Raw genomic sequence first — 17,687 nt, 5'->3', positions numbered from 1 at the left:
CACCCCCACCCCGCCGCCCTCGGCCGCCACCCCCATCGACGAGGTCTGGGCGAACTGAGCCGGCACCCCGGTGGCGAGCGCCGCCACCGGGGCGTTCCCGGCGCGCCGGCATTTGCGCTGGATAGGGCTGCGGCCGTTCGCGGTTCGTTCATACAGCGCACATTCACCAAGGCACTACAGTAATTTCATGGCTCGGAACTGGCCGATGATCGAGCGCGGTAGCGAATTGGAGTCGATTCGCGCCGCGTTGACCGGCACCGAATTGGTCGGTGCGATCCTGACCGGCGACGCGGGGGTGGGCAAGACGACCCTGGCGCGGCAGGCGACGGCCGCGGTGGGCGGGAATGTGCGCTGGGTGGCGGGCACCGAGTCCGCACGCAGCATTCCGCTCGGCGTGTTCGCGCATATGGTCGGTGTGTACACCGCGCACGATCCGGTCACGTTCATGGCCGCCGCGCGGGAGGCGCTGCTGGCCGACGGCGACACCATCATCGGCGTCGACGATGCCCACCTGCTCGATCAGCTCTCGGCAACATTGCTGCTGCAGTTGGCCATCGACAAGGCCGCGCGGATCGTCTGCACGGTACGCAGCGGTGTGCAGGTGCCGGACGCCGTGACCTCGCTGTGGAAGGACGGGCATCTGCTGCGGATCGACCTCAGGCCGTTCACCGAACCGCAGAGCGTCGAACTGGTCGAATCCATGCTCGGTGGGCAGTTGGAGGGGTTCACCGCCAATCTGATGTGGGAGTCCTCGGGCGGCAATGCCCTGTTTCTGCGCCATCTCGTGGAGGGCGCGCTGGAGGCGGGCACACTGCGACAGGTCAACGGAGTGTGGCAGCTGCGCGGACGGGCGGCGGTGACCTCGGAACTGGCGGCACTGCTGGAGGATCGCGTCGAGCAGTTGCCGGAGTCGGTGCTGCGCGTCCTGGAACTGCTCACCTTCTGCGAGCCCATCGATCTCGACGTGCTGGCCGAACTGGCCGGTGAGGATGCGGTCGAACAGGCCGAAACTCGCGGCGTGATCCGGATCGTCGAGAACGGTCACCAGTTGCTGGTTCGCTACAACCATCCGCTGTTCGGCGAGGTGATCCGGCGGCGGCTCGGAATCGCCTCGGCCCGCCGGCTCCGGGGCCGGCTGTATTCGTCGCTGCGGGAGCGGCCCATCAAATCCGCCTCCGATCGCATCCGACTGGCCGAATTGGCTTTGGACAGTGACAAATCCGCCGATCTGGAGTTGTTCGAGGCGGCCGCGGCCGATGCCATCGGGCTGGCGAACATCCCCCTCGGTGAACGGTTCGCGCGGGCGGCCGTGGAGCGCCGAGGCGGTGTCGAGTCCGCGGATCTGCTGGCGCGCGCACTGCTGTGGCAGGGGCATCGCATCGAGGCCGAACGCACCCTGGCCAGTTTCGATCCCGATCAGTTGAACGAGGTGCAGTTGGCCCGCTGGGGCAGCACCCGCGTCTCGAATCTGTTGTGGGCCATGGGCGATGCCGACCACGCCGACGAGGTGCTGTCCCTGGTGCGCAGCCGGGTCCGGCATCCGAAGATCGCCTTGACGTTGCAGGGCTTGGCTTCCGCGTGCGAGGTGAACGAAAACCGCTTGGAGGAGGCCTTCACCGACGCCGAGGCGGTGATGTCCACACCGGACGCACCGGCCTGGGCAGTGTGGTGGGCATCGTTCGGCGGCGGTCTGGCGCTGGCGCTGATGGGCCGCAGTGCGGCCGCGCGCGAATACACCCTGCGCGGCCATCAGGTCGAGGAGCAGGTCGACGGGCCGACGCGCTTCATGTCCGCGCACGCGGAAGTGCTGGCGCTCACCTTCACCGGTGAGCTGGAGGCCGCACGTCGCTGTGCCTCCGGCTATTTCGGATATTCGGCGCCGGGACAGTACCTGGCCTGGGGCCTCTCGAAGATTTTGCAGGGCACCGTCGACGTGGCACAGGGGCACTTCCCGGAGGGGGTCGAGAACCTCGAACAGGCGCTCGCGGCGCTGACCGCCGAGGGCGCCGCCGCGTGGATGTTCCCGGCGAGAATCCGTCTCGCCGAAGCCTACTCGGCTTTGGGCCGGGCCGCGGAGGCCGCCGAGACGATCGCCGAGGCCCGGCTGCGCGGTGGCCGGCACAGCGCGGTCTACGAACCGCAGCTCGAGATCGCGCGCGCGTGGCAGGCCGCCGCCGAAGGCACCGTCGCCCCGGCCGTGCGGCTGGCCATCGGCGCCGCCGACGCCGCGGCCCGGTCCCATCAGCACGCGATCGAGGCCATGGCCTTGCACACCGCGGCCCGCTTCGGCGACCGCACCGTGGCCGGGCGGCTCGCCGATATCGCCGCGCAGATCGACGGTGCGCTGGTGCAGGTGCAAGCTCGCCACGCGGTGGCGGTCGCCTCCCAGGACGGCCCCGGATTGGACAATGCCGCAGCGGAATTCGAGCGGATGGGCGCCCTGCTCTCGGCCGCCGACGCCGCCGCGCAGGCCGCCTCGGTGCACGAGCGGCACGGCGATCGGCGTCGATTGCTCGAATCCGCCGCGACAGCCAATCGCCTGGCCGCAACCTGCGGCGGCGCGAGCACACCGGCGCTTCGGCAATCGGCACAACCACTTCCGCTCACCGCGCGCGAACGCGAGATCGCCAATCTGGTCGCGGCCGGACTCAGCAATCGGCAGATCGCGGATCGGCTGACGGTGTCGGTGCGGACCGTCGAGGGACATCTCTATCGGGCCTGCATGAAGCTCGATGTCACCGATCGTGAGGCGCTCGCCGATCTGATGCGCGGCGAGCCACCGCGAGGCAAACAGCGCTGAACTGTTCGCCCCGGCCGGTCCGGGTCACTCCAGGTCGATGCGAATCGTCAGCAGGTTCGAGCCGACGGCGCGCACGACCGAACTGTTGACGCGGTTCAGCTTACGCAGACGCGCCCGCGCATCGTCGTCGTCGAGCAGGACCGCGCCCGATGCTGTCTCGCCCGGTACTCCCCCCCTGGTCATGACATCTACGGTAGGCGCCTGATCCGGGAACACATCGTTCGTCGGGATACGCCGCGTGTCCGACCACGGTAGGAGGCCGTCGCTGTGCGGAATTCGACACTGCGTCGCCGCCGCCTGTCGATTACGATGCTGGCGGCGGCCGTGGTCGCCACACAGGCAGGCTGCTGATGAGGGTGGTGCTCGGCGTGATCCGTCGAAATCGGTATCTGAGGACGGGTATTCGGGTCGCGATGGCGGCGGTGCCGCTCGCGGTGGCCCTCGGTTTCGCCGGTACGGCCGCGGCGACCGGTCCGGTTCAGCCCGGTGTCACCACCCCCGATGCTCCGGCTCCTTCCGACGAGCCTGTCGAATTGCGTTCCGCCTCACCGCAACACGTACCGGCTCCACAGTCCGCGCCCCGTGCCGCGCCGAAGCCGGAACCGAAGCCGAGCGAACCGCCCGCTCCTCGCGAAGTGCGCGTGGGCGGCTTCACCGCGCCGGTGCCGGATGCCGTGCCCGATGCGGTGGTCGACGGCGTCAACCGCGCCAACGACGGCGTCCAAGGCGCGATCAACCCGAATCCCGAACACAAGTAGCAGCCGCCGGCGACTCGGTGCGGTCGCCGAACCAGTTCACCGGCACCTAGAACAGGGTCGGTTCGCCGAATCCCGAGGTACGTTCGATTTCGAGCAGGCGGGCCTTGGTCGCGATGCCGCCGGGCGCGGAGAAACCGTGCAGTCCGTGATCGGCCGCCAGTACGCGATGGCAGGGCACGATCAGCGGAACGGGATTGCGGCCCAAGGCTTGTCCGACGGCCTGGGCCGCGCCGGGCGCTCCGGCCCGGGCGGCGACCTCGCCGTAGGTGAGGGTGTGGCCCGGGGCGATGGTGCGAGTGATGTCGTAGACCGCGCGAGGGAATTCCGGTTGCGTGCGGTAGTCCACCGGAATCCACCGTAGATCGTCGAGTTCCCCGGTCAGATGCGCACGGATGGCCCGGATCGCCTCGGCGATCGCACCGGACGGCTCGACGGTGCGAACCCTCGCGACCGCGAGCCCGTCCATTCCGCGGCGCAGCATGCCGGACACAAGGGCGGAAGCGTCCGGGGAGTCGGCGGGCGGCGCGGCTTCGACACGCTCCGGAGATCCGGCCGGGCGCGGGGCGCGCACGCCGACGACTTCGGGCAGTTGGAACCGCACAACGCCGTCATCGGTCCATCCCATGGCGCAACGGCCGATGACGGTATCGAATTCGGTCACCTCGACCGAGGACAACTTGCCCGCAGACATACCCCACAGTGTGCACCGAGGGTCCGACATTCCCGGCGGCCGCAGTCCAGTACCACCCGACTGGACTGATGCGTCGCCGAAGGTCAGGGAGCCGCAGTCGGTCCCGGCGCCGACCGATCCCGTGCCCCACAGGCCTGGCGGTCGCGCACGATCGCGAGATCCCGGGTCCGACCGGGGCGATCCGCCGCTCCCAGCGACCAATCCGCCATCGGCGCATGCGGGCGATACCGATCGAAGAGTGCAACGACCCGGCGGCCGGGTCCGGTGGCATAACCATAGAGGGCCACGAGAACGACCGCGACGACCAGCAGAGCGGCGAGACCGGAGAACATGAGGTCCACCCTGCCCGCATCTGGACTTGAATAAAATAGCCACTATCCGGATACTGGCCTCTATGGCGATACGCGTAATCAGTGCGGCCACCCTCACCCGCGACCTGGGCCGCTGGCGGCACGACGAATCCGGCGCCGCCCGCCGGGGTACGCGCCCGGCATATCTGGCACTCGCGGAGAGCATTCGCCTGCTGATCCACGACGGCCGCGCCCCGCTGGGTATCGCCCTGCCGAGCGAACGCGATCTGGCGACCGCGCTGGGCGTCAGCCGCACCACGATCACCTCCGCCTACGCGCTGCTGCGGGAGCACGGCTATCTGATCAGCCGGCAGGGCTCGCGCAGCACGGTCGCCCTGCCCTCCGACGTCGCACACGACGGCACCAAACCGGCCCGCGGCATTCTGGCGGTGATGTCACCGACGACCCAGCCCACCATCGACCTCACCTATGCCGCGATGTCGGCGCCGCCGCAGATGAACGACGCGTATTCCGCTGCGCTGCAGGGGCTTCCGATCTATCTTGGCACCCACGGCATGGACCCGGTGGGAGTGCTGCCGCTGCGGGAGATGCTCGCGCGCCGCTACACCGAGCGCGGCCTGCCCACCGAGCCGGATCAGATTCTGGTGACTCTCGGTGCGCAGCACGGACTTCGGCTGTTGCTCAATGTGCTCACCGCACCCGCCGAGCGCGTCCTGATCGACCACCCGACCTATCCCAATGCGATCGAGGCGATCCGCGACGTCGGCGCCCGGCCGGTCCCGGTGCCGCTGCGCCCCGAACAACCGGATGCCGCCTGGGATCTCGACGGAATCCGCAGTGCCGCACGGCAAACCGCTGCCAGTACCGCCTACCTGGTGCCGGACTTCAACAATCCGACCGGCCTGCTGATGAGTGCCGACGCTCGGGCGGAACTGGCCGCGATCGCCCGCGAGACCCGCATGACGGTGATCGTCGACGAGTCCATGGTCGATCAGCAGCTAGACGGCGAAACCCCTCCTCCGGCCGCAGCTTTCGCGCGTGGATCGGAGATCGTGACGATCGGGTCGGCGTCCAAGTCGTTCTGGGGCGGCCTGCGTGTGGGCTGGATTCGGGCCAACCAGTCGCTCATCACGAAACTCCTCGGCACCCGGTCCACGGTGGACCTCGGCACGCCGGTGATGGATCAGCTGGCCACCGGCTATCTGCTCGATCATGCCGGCGTCATCCTCGAACAACGCCGCGAACAGCTACGCAGCCGGCGTGCGACCCTCTTGGACACCCTGTCCGAGGACCTGCCCGACTGGCAGGTGAGTCCCGGTCGCGGCGGTATGTCGATCTGGGTGCAACTTCCGGCTCCCGTCTCGACCGCCCTCGCCGCCACCGCGCCCAATCACGGCGTACTGCTGGCCGCCGGACCGCGTTTCGGGGTCCAGGGCGCATTCGAGCGGTTCCTGCGAATCCCGTTCACCCACACCGAATCCGATCTGCGCGTAGCGGTGAAGTCGATCGCGGCGACCTACGCGTCGCTGACTCCGCACGCCACCGAACCCCTGGCGCCGCTCACCTGCTACTGAGCTGCTCGTTCAGGATGTCGTGACGCACGATCGTCTCGTCGCGGCCGGGCCCGACGCCGATGCAGGACACGCGGGCGCCGGAAAGCTCCTCCAACCGTTCGACGTACGCGCGCGCGTTGGCCGGCAGGTCGTCGAAGCTGCGCGCCCCGGAGATGTCCTCCCACCAGCCCGGCATCTCCTCGTAGATGGGCTTGGCGTGGTGGAATTCGGTTTGGGTGGTGGGCATCTGCTCCACCCGCTCGCCGTCGATCTCGTAGGCCACGCAGATCGGCACGCGGTCCAGGCTGGAGAGCACATCCAGCTTGGTGAGGAAGTAGTCGGTGATGCCGTTGACCCGGGTGGCGTAGCGGGCGATCACCGCGTCGAACCAGCCGGTTCGGCGGGCGCGGCCGGTGGTCACGCCGACCTCACCGCCGGTCTTGGCGAGATACTCGCCGGACTGGTCGAACAGTTCGGTCGGGAACGGGCCGGAGCCGACGCGCGTGGTGTAGGCCTTGAGGATGCCGAGCACCGTGGTGATCTTGTTGGGTCCCACGCCCGCGCCCACCGCGGCGCCGCCGGAGGTCGGATTCGACGACGTCACATAGGGATAGGTGCCGTGGTCGACGTCGAGCAGGGTGCCCTGCGAACCCTCCAGCAGGACGGTCTCGCCGTTCTCCAGCGCCTGGTTGAGCAGCAGCCGGGTATCGCTGATGCGGTGCTTGAAGCCCTCGGCCTGATTCAGCACCTCGTCGACCACCTGCTGCGGGTCGAGTGCGCGCCGGTTGTAGATCTTCACCAGCACCTGGTTCTTGAATTCCAGTGCGGCTTCGACCTTCTGGGTGAGGATCTTCTCGTCCAGCACATCGGCGACGCGCACGCCCACGCGGGCGACCTTGTCCTGATAGCAGGGGCCGATGCCGCGTCCGGTGGTGCCGATCTTCTTGTTGCCGAGGAAGCGTTCGGTGACCTTATCGATGGCCACGTGGTACGGCATGATCAGGTGCGCGTCCGCCGACAGCAGCAGCCGGGAGGTGTCCACGGAGCGCTGTTCCAGTCCGGCGAGTTCGTCGAGCAGCACACCCGGGTCGATGACGACACCGTTGCCGATGACATTGGTGACGCCCGGCGTCAGGATGCCGGACGGGATGAGGTGCAGCGCGAAATTGTCGCCGTTCGGCAGGACCACGGTGTGACCTGCGTTGTTGCCACCCTGGTAGCGGACCACCCACTGGACGCGGCCACCGAGCAGATCGGTAGCTTTGCCCTTACCCTCGTCGCCCCACTGGGCGCCGATCAGCACGATTGCCGGCATGGGAGTCTCCTACGGTTTCGACACGCAGCATCGGCGACGCTGCAGCTACCTGCCGTTGCAGAGCCCGATGACGGCGCTCCCGAGGCCCGTCGCTCGCGCCAAGTGGCGGTGGCCGGAGGGATAGTCTAGTGGACACAATTCGTGCCGTAACCAGCCACCTCCTCCCCCGCGTGGCGCAGCGGAGAGCGCGCCGACCGCCCGAGCCGATTACAGTGGCCTGCGGAGGCGTCCCGGCAGGGGTGCGCCCGGTAGGCAGCGAGGGCGATGGCGTTGGCAGGTCCGAGGAGGGTGTTCGGCAGTTGAGTACTCATGTTCTCCGCTGCAACGGCGCTCCCGTGCCCATCGCGCTCGCGTCGCTGCCCACCACCCAGACCACGGCGATTCCCGACACCGCCGAACTGGACGAACTGCTTCCGGTGCTGGCTGCCGACAACCAGCCGCGGCTGATCGTGCTGGGTGAGGATGCCGGTCTGGCCGCGGTTCTCACTCATCTGCTGCGCACCGAACGGCTGGCTGTCGAAATCGGCTACGTGCCGGTGGATCGCACCTACGGTTCCCGGGCATATCAGACCGGGACGGGCTCGCACGCCGCCAAACGCGCGCTGGAGGGCCGCGCCGAGCCGACCCCGCTGATCCGCGACGAGACCGGCACCGTGCTGGTCGGCCGGGCCACGATCACCGGCCGCGACGGCGGCAAACTCGAGGGCGAGGCCTACGTCGACGAAGTCCGGTTGTTCACCGGAAAGGTTGCGGCGCTGCATGTTTCACCGACCCTCGAGATGCCGGGCCTACGCGCCACGGTGCAGCGCGGCTGGGGTAAGAAGCGCTGGGTGGCCGGGCGCGCTGTACAGCTGGGGTCACCGGGGGCCCTGGTGACTCGCGACGGCATCGCCGCCGATCGGACGGTGCCGCGGTCGAGTTTCTACTGTCATCACGAGCCCTGGCTGCTGGTGCGATGACTTACCCCTTTCCGGCTCGGCGGGTGGAGCGGTACGTACGACGGCCCCGGAGGCGGCAGCGTGCGTAACCACGTAGGGGCCCGGGAGTACCGCCGAGGGATCAGCCCGAGTCCGATCTTTCTGCTGATCGTGGTGATCACCGCTGTGGGCGGGGCGCTGGCCTGGGATGCCGATCCGCTGTCCACCCGGGCCAAGGCCGGAGTGTTCGTCTTCGTGGTCGCGGGCTGGATTCTCAGCGTGTGCCTGCACGAATTCGGCCACGCCTACACGGCGTATCGAGCCGGGGACCGCGAAGTGCAGATGCGCGGTTACCTGACGCTGAATCCGGTGAAATACAGCCATCCCCTGCTGTCGATCGCGCTGCCGATCTTCTTCATCGCCCTGGGCGGATTCGCACTGCCCGGTGGCGCGGTCTATCTGAATACCCAGAACTTCTCCACGCGCACCCAGCGTGCGATCAGCGCGGCCGGTCCGGCGGTCAATGCGTTCTGCGCGGTGGTGCTGCTGGTGATCGTCCGATTCGCCGGCTCCACCCATGACCACGCCGCCTTCTGGTTCGGCCTGAGTTTCCTGGCATTTCTACAGATCACCGCGACGATTCTGAATCTGCTGCCGATTCCGGGAACCGACGGCTACGCGATCGTGGAGCCGTCGCTGAGTTATCAGACCCGGCGGTCGCTGGATCAGGTGAAGCCGTTCGGGCTGCTGCTGTTGCTCGCGATTCTGTGGGTGCCGGAGCTCAATCGCGTGTTCTTCGATGCCGTCTACTGGGTGTTCGAACTATCCGGCGTGCCGTCGGACTGGGCGGCCATCGGCAGCTATCTGACCCGTTTCTGGACCTGACGCGCGTTTCGGCGGGCACGCCCGATCCCCGTTCGATTCGCCGGCGAACAGGAACCGGGCGGCCCTCTTCGCGACGGCGCGCCCGCCCCCTACGCGGTCGGCCGCACACCAATCGGCCGCACGTCGCATCCGTCGCGAAGTTTCCGACCGCGCCACCCCTCGTCGACGCGGTCGAGACAAACGTACGATCCGCGCCGACCCGCGACACGAGTAGTCGACTACCCGATTCGTCCGCGGTGGCCGTGCGCAGCCGGACCCGGCGACCTCGCGGACCGCTCGGCGACTACTGGTACGGGAGCGTTCTCTCGGGCAACCTCCGGCCCGGCGAGGCTACCCGAACACGCCCTGCCGCAAGGGTTCCCGCGAGTGGCGTCACGGCCGGTCAATCCTCGGGCGCCACATAGGGGTTCTGCACGGTGGGCGGCAGCAACGCGATCGCCGACAGGCGTTTGATTCCGCAGACCTGCATCAGATCGACCACGATGGAACGCAATTGGGCGAAGACCACGTGGGAGGACAGACCGGCGCCCTCGACCAGATCCTTGGTGGCGCCCTTCGCCACCCGCCGCAGGACGCGCGTCGCCTCGGCGGCATCGGGCTGTTCACCGGGTTCGGCAACCATGTAGCGGCGCACCACTTCCACCGCCTGCCCCAGTTCTTCGACCTCGGCGATCATTCGGGGATCGAGGATTTCGTCGTCGCGCACCAGAGTCAGCGCGCGACGCAACAGCACTCGGGTGTTGCGCACGGCATTGTCGAGCGGGTCGACCGCCGCGCGGATCGCCTCGAGCCGCGGCCGGGAATTCCAGTACAGCGGCGAGATCCGGCTGACCTCGCGGCCGCCTTCGACCGCATTGCGCAGACCGTCGATCTGCGGTTGGGTACCGCGCACGGAATGCAGTGCGGCGCGGACCTTCTCCGCATTCTGCTCATGGAGGCCGTCGGCGCATTCGGACAGCGCCGCACCCAGGACGGTGAGGATGTCGGCGGCCTGCTGCCGGGCCCGGCGCACGGGATGCAGCGGAATCGCGGCCACCACCACGACGCCGACCAACCCGCCGACCAGCGCGTCGACCATGCGATTGAGACCTCCGCCGGTATGCGGCGGCATCAACGTGGCGACCAGCACCGCCGAACTGGCGGCCTGCATCGGGATGACCGCGCCCCGGTCGAGGAATACCGCGATCGCCATCGCCACCCCGACGACGAGCGCGATCTGCCACGCACCGGTTCCGACCTGCCCGATGAAGAAGTCGCCGATCCCGATCCCGACGGCCACACCGCCGACGAGTTCCACCGATCGGCGCAGCCGGGCACCGAACGAGACCCCGATCGAAATGACCGCGGCCATCGGCGCGAAGAACGGTTGTGGATGCCCCACCAACCGGTGGGCGATGAACCAGGACAGTGCCGCGCCCACCGCACACTGGAAGATCGGAAGCGCGGACCGGCGCAGGCGCACCCATCCACTGCGCATGCGCTTCTTACCGCTGTCACGAACCGCATCGACGGTGATGGCGGTCGCGAACCGTTCCGTGCCGGCCAGTCTCAGTCCAATCCGAGTTCGGCGGCGGCGCGGGGATCGCAATCCTCGAGCAGATCCAGGCAGCGGGCGTATTCGTCGCTCTCGCCGATGGCCTGGGCGGCGCGGGCGAGGGCGCCGACCGCGCGGAGGAAGCCCTGGTTGGGTTCGTGGCTCCACGGCACCGGGCCGAAGCCCTTCCACCCGTTGCGGCGCAACAGGTCCAGCCCGCGGTGGTAGCCCGTGCGGGCGAAGGCGTAGGCCGCCACCACATCGAGGCTCACCTCGGCCTGGCCCTCGGGTGCGCCCACGACGCCGGCGCGGTCGAGCGCGTCCTCGGCCAGCTGCGCCCACGCCACGGAGGCCGTCGGATGCGCGGCGGCAACCTGGACCGGGTCCTGGTTGTCCAGCAGGGCCTGTTCGGCTTCCGTGTTTTCGGGAAGCAATACCGGCTGCGGTCCGAGCAGATCACCGAAGGAGGTCATGGGCTTCATTGTGCACCGCCACCGCGACGGCTCGCCGGGCAGCGGGTGCGCGGGTCCCATGCCGAGGCCTCTTCCTGAAGGCGAGGCCTTATATGGTTGCGCGTCTGCCGCCTCCTCCGCGCCCCGACCCCATTAGGCTGGCCGTCTGAGACCGACAGTCGACGACCGACAGCCGATACTGAGCAAGGGGTAGCGCGTGTCCGACCCGAACGACGTCCAGAAGCCGCACCAGGGCGCCTCCGACGACCGCCCGCGGCAGGCTGCATCCGGTGCGGGTCCGGACGGACCGGCGAAGCCCGGCGCCCAGGGCGGGCCTGCCCCCGGTCGCGAACCGGACACCGGCGCCCCGGACCGCACCCAGCGCATCTCCCGGGATCAACTTCCCGGCGCCGCCCCCACCGCTCCCATGCCGTCACCGTCGGCGCAAACCCAGGTCATTCGCACGCCGGGGGCGAAAGGCGCTCCGGGACAGGCGAATTCCGCGCCCGGCGACAAGTCCGGCGCGAACGCTCCCGGCGCGAAGTCCGGCGGCCCCGGCTCCGGCAAGTCGCCCGCCGGTGCGCCCGGCTCGAAACCGAGCGGTGGCGAGGCGGCCGATGCCGACCAGGCGGGCACCGCACCGAGCGGTGGGGCGGCGGGGGACGCGGAGACGGTCGCCATCCCCAGGCGCGAGGAATCCGGCAAGAAACCCGAGGACACAGGCACGGCTCCCACCTCCGAGAACTCCGGCAAATCCGACGCCGCGCCCGACTCCGCCGGCACTGCCGGATCTGCCGCCGTGAACGGCCCGGCGAAAACGAACGGCCCGGCCGCCGCACCCGATGCCGAGCGCACCGCGAAGGGTGCCAAGGGCGCGAATACCGCGCGGGCTGCGGACGCCGGGAGTGCCGCGACCGGCCAGAGCGCCGCCGATTCCGCCCGTGCCGCCACGCCGGGCTCGAATGCGCCGAGCGCTGCCGCGAACGAGAGCGGGTCCGGCGACGGCGCCGACGACTCGAAAACCGTTGCCTTGCCCAGGGTTTCGTCCGGCGAAAGTGGTCAGAAGACCGCGAAGTCCGGCCCCGCGCAGCAGTCCGACGGCGCGAAAACCGAAGCGCCACAGGATGTTCCCGCGATATCGAACCCGTCCGACGACGCCACCACGATCCTCCCGATTCAGAAACCCGATCAGGCGGCCACCGAGAAGCTTCGCGCCGCGCGGCCGGGAGCCGGGCAGAGCGGCCCGAAGCGTTCTGGGGCACAGGGCGGTCCGGGCGGTGAGCAGGGCACGGGCGCACCCGGCGCTCCGGGATCGCGGAGCCCGGGCGGACCGGCAGCCGGAGGACCGAAGGGCCGCATCGGCGGCGCGGCCGCCGCGGCCGGTGCCGCGGGTCTCGGTGTCGCCGCTGCCGCCGCCGGTTCCCAGCGCGGCCCCGCGGGCGGCGCACCGGGACAGACTCCGGCGGGCGGGCCCGGTGGACCAGGGCAGCAAGGTCCGGGTCGACCGGGACCGCAATCGGCTGCAAGCGGGCCGAACGCCCCGGGACAGCAGGGTCCGGCTGGGCCGGGACAGGCACCCGGAGCCGGTCCGAACGGACCGGCTCAGCAAGGCCCCGGTGGCCCCGGTGGCCCCGGCGCGCAAGGGCGCGGACACGGCCCCCAGCGTCCCGGCGGGCAGAACCCGCAGGGCCCAGGTGCGCAGGGGGCCGGGCGGCCGGGTCAGCAGGGTCCCGGTGGGCCGGGGCAGCTGGGTGCGGCGGCGGCACTCGGCGCGCAGGGCCTGAAAGGTCCGGCGGCGCAAGGTGAACAAGGCCAGCGCCCCGGCGGCGCATCGTCACCCGCCGACACCAAGATGACTGCGCCGACACTGTCCACGCAGCCGAGCGGGCCGGGTACACCGCGCCCAGTGGCACAGCCACAGCGAGTACCGGCGCCGGAACCGGGACCGGACGCCGCGCCGGGACAGCCCGCGCGCAGCAAGCGCTGGCTGCTGCTCGCCGGCGGTGCGGTCGTGGTGGTGATCGTCGCGATCGTGGCGGTGGTCGCACTCATCACCGGCGGTTCCGACAATTCACCGGAGGCACAGGTCAAGGGCGCGGTCAACGGCTACACCAACGCACTGGCGTCCGGAAACCTGAGGCAGCTGCAATCGGCGACGTGCGGCAAACTGCACGACTTCTACCAGAACATCGCGCCCGATCAGTACGCCGGCGTGCACAAACTGGCGGTGGATCAGAAGAAGATCCCGAAGGTCGCGGGCGTAGACGGCATCCAGATCACCGGGGACAAGGCCGTCGCTCAGGTCGACATCTACACCGATGCCGATCCGAGCCGCTCCACCGCCCGCACCTTCGATTTGCAGCAGACCGACGGCGGCTGGAAGGTATGCGATCCCGCCGGTGCCGCGCAGTAGACGCCCCGGAGTCGATGACGTGCGTCACCTTGGTGTCACATCGCGCCGCTTCCCGGCGATGCACCTCACAGACACCTGGTCAGCGGGCCGGTACGCCGCTAGCATGGCCCGGATTGTCACGCCGCCGACCCTCCGCTGATCTGTTCCGGGGCGGTCGACCGGTGCTGTCGTTTACGCAGTACGAATCGAGCAGGGAGCGAGGGACATGCCTGAGCTGGCACCCGCCGCGCCGGCATCCACGGCACTGGCCGGTCGGCATTACCGGATTCGGGACCGCTACGAGGTGGGCAGGGAAAAGGTCCGCGAATTCGCGCGGGCCGTGCAGAATCATCACCCCGCCCATCACTTCGAGGCCGACGCCGCCAAGCTCGGCTGGGAGGCCGTCGTGGCGCCGCCGACCTTCGCCTCGGTGCTCGGCATGGCGACCACGCAGGCCCTGCTCGACAGCGTGCTCAGCGAATACGACCTCTCGCAAATTCTGCAGACCGACCAGATTTTCCACATTCACCGCCCGATCCTGGCCGGCGACGTCCTGCGCAGCGAGGCGGAGATCGAATCGATCCGCCACCTGCGCGGAAACGATTTCATCACCGTGAAGGCTACCGTCCTCGACGCTGAGGACACCGTCGTCCAGGTGGGTCTCACCACCATCGTGGCGCGCCTGGGCGCCGAGGTCGATGCCGAGATCGTGCGGCTGGTAGGAGGTGTGGTCATGCATCGCCGGGAGGTCGGCGCGACCACCCCCGAGGTGCTGATCCCGATCGCCGCCGCGGAGGCCACCCCCGAACCCGCGCGCGCCGAATCGCGCAAGGACGTCACCGTCGAGACCCAGCCGAATTTCGACGATCTCGCGGTGGGCGACCAACTGCCCCCGGCCACGATGCGACTCACCCGCGGCGATCTGGTCAACTACGCCGGTGTGGCGGGTGACCCCAACCCGATCCACTTCAGCGACCGCGCCGCCGAACTGGCCGGCCTGCCCACCGTGGTCGCGCACGGCATGCTCACCATGGGTCTCGGTGCGCAGTATCTGACCTCGTGGCTCGGGGATCCGGGCGCGATCGAAAGCTACAGTGTGCGCTTCTCCGGATACGTTCCGGTGGAACGCGATTCGCCAGCACATATCGAATTCTCCGCCAAGATCAAGTCGCTGAATCCGGAGCGTCGGGTCGCGACGGTTCTGTTGAGCGCCACCTCGGCGGGAAAAAAGCTGTTCGGCCGCGCGCTGGCCGAGGTTCAGTTGTCCTGAGCCGCAAGCTCGAGCGTCAGTCCAGCCGGGCGTGCATCAGGTAGACGTTGTAGTCGCTCCAGGTGCTGACGGTGAAGTAGAGATCCGAGGACGTCGACCACGGGTGGATGAATCCGCCGTAGAGTTCGGGATATTCGGCCGAGACGTGCACGAGCGGCGAACTCGGTGACCACACCCCCTGCGGTGCGTTCGATTCGCGCACGACGACCGCCGCCTTCGCGGTGTCGAGATAGCTCATCTGCCAGACCCCGCGAGCGCTGTCGTAGCGCACCGACAGTTCGCCGGCCGGTCCGTCGACGATCGGTGTGGCCGAAGCGGCTCCGCCGACCGGAGTCCAGGTGCCGTCGCGCCAGTACTGGTAGGCGGAGGTGTCGAGTACGTGCTCCGTGGGCACCCGGGCAAGGCCGACCGAGCCGAGCCGCGTATTCGGTGTGCCGAACAGGTAGACGTAGTCGCCCTGCGGAACCATCGCCGACACTTGGAAATTCGCGAGGCCGAAGATGTTGTCCCAGTGCGCGTGCGGATCCTTGGTCCAGGTCTGCCCGTGGTCGTCGGAGTACGCGATACCGCCGTAGTTGGTATAGAAGGTGCCCGGCAGGCTGTTCCAGGTCCGAATCGACATGTAGCTCATGAACTGCCGGGCGCCGTCGGCCGAACCTCGATGTGGCAGAGCGAAACCGGAGGTCGGGATCGTGGTGATCTCGATATTGTCCTTCTTGCGACTGGCGAGCACCTCGGCGGCGTGACAGCGGTCGTCGGTGACCATGCGGTCGATGATCATGCCGTTGCCGAGGTCGCGATTCGTGCTGAAGGCGAGCAGATTGCTGCGCCAGTCCTCGCCCATCCCGCCCGGCGGGTGGAACCCGTGCCCGACGGTGTCGCCGAAGGCCGTCGCGATCTCCCCCGGCGCGCTCTCCCACATGATGCCCAGGTCGGTCCCGTTGACCTGCCAGCGCTTATCAGTGCGGTTCACCGAATTCGCGCCGGTCTCCTTGGCCACCTCGCGGACCTGACTCACTGCCGGCGCCGGTCGCGGAGCCACCACCGGCCCCGGTTCGGTCGGCGGTTCGGCTCGCGGCGGCGGAGGCGGCCCTGGTTCGGGCGAGGGCCCGGGCGGCAGCGCGAAATAGAACGGCTTCGGCTTCAGCAGCACCTCCGGCACGCCGAGCCGGTTCAGCAGACTGGGCGCGGGCGGCGGACCGTCGGTGAGATCCGGACACGGGCTGACGCACGGATCGACCGGCAGTTGCACGCTCGTACGCTTCGGTATCGCGGGTGGCGGTGGTTGATCGACGGTCACCACCGGATACGGAATCGGCACCTCGAGTGTCTTCGGCACCACCGGCTCGTGCACGGGGACGGGGTCGGTGGCGCACGGTCCCGTGCCGGGAACCGTTACCGCCGAACCTGTCCCGGGTTCGGCGGCGACAGATCCGGGTAGCCCGACCAGCAGGCCGGCACCGAGAAACACCACTGCGGCCGAAGCCGGTACGCGCACACGCATCAGCAACCCCTCGCGGACCGATCGATTTCCCCTACCCGCGACGTCGTCGCGCGGACAGCACCCGCGCGACCCTACCCGGAAAACGCCCTGGAACGGCGGTTATCGCGCACACCCGGGTGTGTCCAGCAGGACCTACTCGGTATCCGCTTCGAAACTCAGCACCGTCGAACCGATCCGGATGAGTTCCCCGCCGAACAGCATGGTGCCGCTGTCGACCACCTCGTCGTCGACGTAGATGCCGTTGGCCGAGGCGAGATCCTTGATCAGCATCCCGGCCCGGCTCGGCAGGACGTGCGCGTGATAGCGGCTGACCTTCGGATCGTCGAGGATCAGATCGTTGTCGGTCATGCGGCCGATCGTCAAGCCGCCCTTGGCGATCGGTATCACCCGGCCGTCCGCCAGCCGCAGCCGTCCGGCACGGGCGCTGCGGGGGGTTTCGGTGACGGTTTCGGTCATCGCCTTGGCCATCCGCTCGACCTGGGCGATGGCCATCGTATTGAGCGGTTCCTGCCGCAGGACGCGCTTCTCCAGTTCGGCCAGCGCCGGCCCGGGATCGATCCCGAGTTCGTCGGCGAGCACCGCCCGGACCCGGCGGCAGGCCTCCAGTGCGTCGGCCTGGCGGCCGGACAAATACAGCGCGGTGATGAGCTGCACCCACAGCGGTTCCCGCATGGGATGCTCGTTCGTCATCGCCACCAGTTCGCCGACCACCGAAGAGGCTCGACCGCAGGCGATTTCGGCATCGATGCGGGCGGAGGCGACGAGCAGGCGTTCCTCGTCCATCGCGGTGGCGAAGGTGTCGGCGAAGCGGGTGCCGGACAGATCGTCGAGGGCCTTACCGCTCCACTGTTCCAGCGCCGCGCCGTACCACCGCGACGCGCTCTCGTGGTCACCCGCCGCGGCGGCCTCGATCGCGGCCTTGTGGGTGGCCTCGAAGCGGCCCAGATCGCATTCGTCGTCGGTGATGTCGAGCCGATAGCCGGAGGACTCGGTGCGCAGCACCGCGGCCGGGTCGACTCCCGAATTACGCAGCGCTTTACGGATATTGGAGACGAATACCTGCAGGCTCGCCTGATAGGAATCCGGCGGCTCCTCGTTCCAGACGATATCGGCCAGGGCCTGCGACGAGACCGCACGCCGCCGGTTGACCGCCAGCGCGGCCAGCAGCGCCCGCGGCTTGGGTCCGCCCACAGGAACGGCCGTGCCGCCGACCGAGAGTTGTACGGGCCCGAGCACGCGAACGTCGAGGCCGGTGGGCGGAATGGATTGGGGGCCGGTCGGATTGCTCACCGGACCAGCGCCTCG

The 17,687-nt window shown here is 69.1% G+C and carries 13 protein-coding genes and 1 pseudogene; 7 read left to right on the top strand and 7 right to left on the bottom strand.

Annotated features, from left to right (window positions below; genetic code table 11):
- Positions 1–187 precede the first annotated feature (187 nt).
- Complete coding sequence (locus C5E41_RS06095) at positions 188–2,800, top strand: LuxR C-terminal-related transcriptional regulator (RefSeq protein ID WP_104374822.1); 2,613 nt, start codon at positions 188–190, stop codon at positions 2,798–2,800.
- Between the two features lie 24 nt (positions 2,801–2,824).
- Here the strand turns inward: C5E41_RS06095 and C5E41_RS33690 are convergent.
- Positions 2,825–2,956: pseudogene (locus tag C5E41_RS33690) on the bottom strand (nitroreductase family deazaflavin-dependent oxidoreductase); the annotation flags it as partial.
- 212 nt (positions 2,957–3,168) lie between these two features.
- On the opposite strand from C5E41_RS33690, the gene C5E41_RS06090 reads away from it, so the two are divergent.
- Positions 3,169–3,558, top strand: a complete 390-nt coding sequence (locus C5E41_RS06090; protein WP_146097471.1) for a hypothetical protein — start codon at positions 3,169–3,171, stop codon at positions 3,556–3,558.
- Positions 3,559–3,604: 46 nt separating this feature from the next.
- On the opposite strand, the gene C5E41_RS06085 is transcribed toward C5E41_RS06090, so the two are convergent.
- Positions 3,605–4,249 carry a methylated-DNA--[protein]-cysteine S-methyltransferase gene (locus tag C5E41_RS06085; RefSeq protein WP_104374820.1) on the bottom strand — a complete coding sequence of 215 codons (645 nt, stop codon included), beginning with the start codon at positions 4,247–4,249 and terminating at the stop codon, positions 3,605–3,607.
- A gap of 394 nt (positions 4,250–4,643) precedes the next feature.
- Here C5E41_RS06085 and yczR point away from each other — a divergent pair, with 394 nt between their 5' ends.
- Positions 4,644–6,134 carry a MocR-like transcription factor YczR gene (yczR, locus tag C5E41_RS06075; RefSeq protein ID WP_104374818.1) on the top strand — a complete coding sequence of 497 codons (1,491 nt, stop codon included), beginning with the start codon at positions 4,644–4,646 and terminating at the stop codon, positions 6,132–6,134.
- On the opposite strand, the gene C5E41_RS06070 is transcribed toward yczR, so the two are convergent.
- Positions 6,121–7,428, bottom strand: a complete 1,308-nt coding sequence (locus tag C5E41_RS06070) for an adenylosuccinate synthase (protein ID WP_104374817.1) — start codon at positions 7,426–7,428, stop codon at positions 6,121–6,123. The two genes, yczR and C5E41_RS06070, sit on opposite strands and share 14 nt — an antisense overlap.
- 335 nt (positions 7,429–7,763) lie before the next feature.
- On the opposite strand from C5E41_RS06070, the gene C5E41_RS06065 reads away from it, so the two are divergent.
- Positions 7,764–8,387 (top strand): hypothetical protein, encoded by a 624-nt coding sequence (locus C5E41_RS06065; RefSeq protein WP_258080765.1) that lies wholly within the window; start codon positions 7,764–7,766, stop codon positions 8,385–8,387.
- A gap of 60 nt (positions 8,388–8,447) precedes the next feature.
- On the top strand, positions 8,448–9,230 hold the full coding sequence (locus tag C5E41_RS06060; RefSeq protein WP_104374815.1) for a site-2 protease family protein: 783 nt from the start codon (positions 8,448–8,450) through the stop codon (positions 9,228–9,230).
- Between the two features lie 382 nt (positions 9,231–9,612).
- Here C5E41_RS06060 and C5E41_RS06055 read toward each other — a convergent pair whose 3' ends face one another.
- Both C5E41_RS06055 and C5E41_RS06050 read right to left on the bottom strand, forming a co-directional pair.
- Entirely contained in the window at positions 9,613–10,707 is a 1,095-nt protein-coding gene (locus C5E41_RS06055) for an FUSC family protein (RefSeq protein WP_104374814.1), read from the bottom strand.
- 71 nt (positions 10,708–10,778) lie between these two features.
- The gene (locus C5E41_RS06050; protein ID WP_030516647.1) at positions 10,779–11,237 is read right to left on the bottom strand and encodes a DUF3151 domain-containing protein; all 459 of its coding nucleotides are present in this window, start codon (positions 11,235–11,237) and stop codon (positions 10,779–10,781) included.
- 196 nt (positions 11,238–11,433) lie between these two features.
- On the opposite strand from C5E41_RS06050, the gene C5E41_RS06045 reads away from it, so the two are divergent.
- Positions 11,434–13,629, top strand: coding sequence for an Rv0361 family membrane protein (locus C5E41_RS06045; protein WP_104374813.1), 2,196 nt, complete (start codon positions 11,434–11,436; stop codon positions 13,627–13,629).
- Positions 13,630–13,834: 205 nt separating this feature from the next.
- Positions 13,835–14,878, top strand: coding sequence for a fused (3R)-hydroxyacyl-ACP dehydratase subunits HadA/HadB (locus tag C5E41_RS06040; protein WP_104374812.1), 1,044 nt, complete (start codon positions 13,835–13,837; stop codon positions 14,876–14,878).
- A gap of 16 nt (positions 14,879–14,894) precedes the next feature.
- On the opposite strand, the gene C5E41_RS06035 is transcribed toward C5E41_RS06040, so the two are convergent.
- Positions 14,895–16,382: a DUF4185 domain-containing protein gene (locus tag C5E41_RS06035; RefSeq protein ID WP_104374811.1), complete on the bottom strand. Its 1,488-nt coding sequence runs from the start codon at positions 16,380–16,382 to the stop codon at positions 14,895–14,897.
- Between the two features lie 132 nt (positions 16,383–16,514).
- On the bottom strand, positions 16,515–17,672 hold the full coding sequence (locus tag C5E41_RS06030; RefSeq protein WP_258080764.1) for a BTAD domain-containing putative transcriptional regulator: 1,158 nt from the start codon (positions 17,670–17,672) through the stop codon (positions 16,515–16,517).
- Positions 17,673–17,687 lie beyond the last annotated feature (15 nt).

The organism is Nocardia nova (assembly GCF_002933465.1).
Lineage (GTDB): Bacteria > Actinomycetota > Actinomycetes > Mycobacteriales > Mycobacteriaceae > Nocardia > Nocardia nova_B.
The sequence above is the reverse complement of the archived record's forward strand: the minus strand, read 5'-3'. Positions and strand labels throughout refer to the sequence as shown.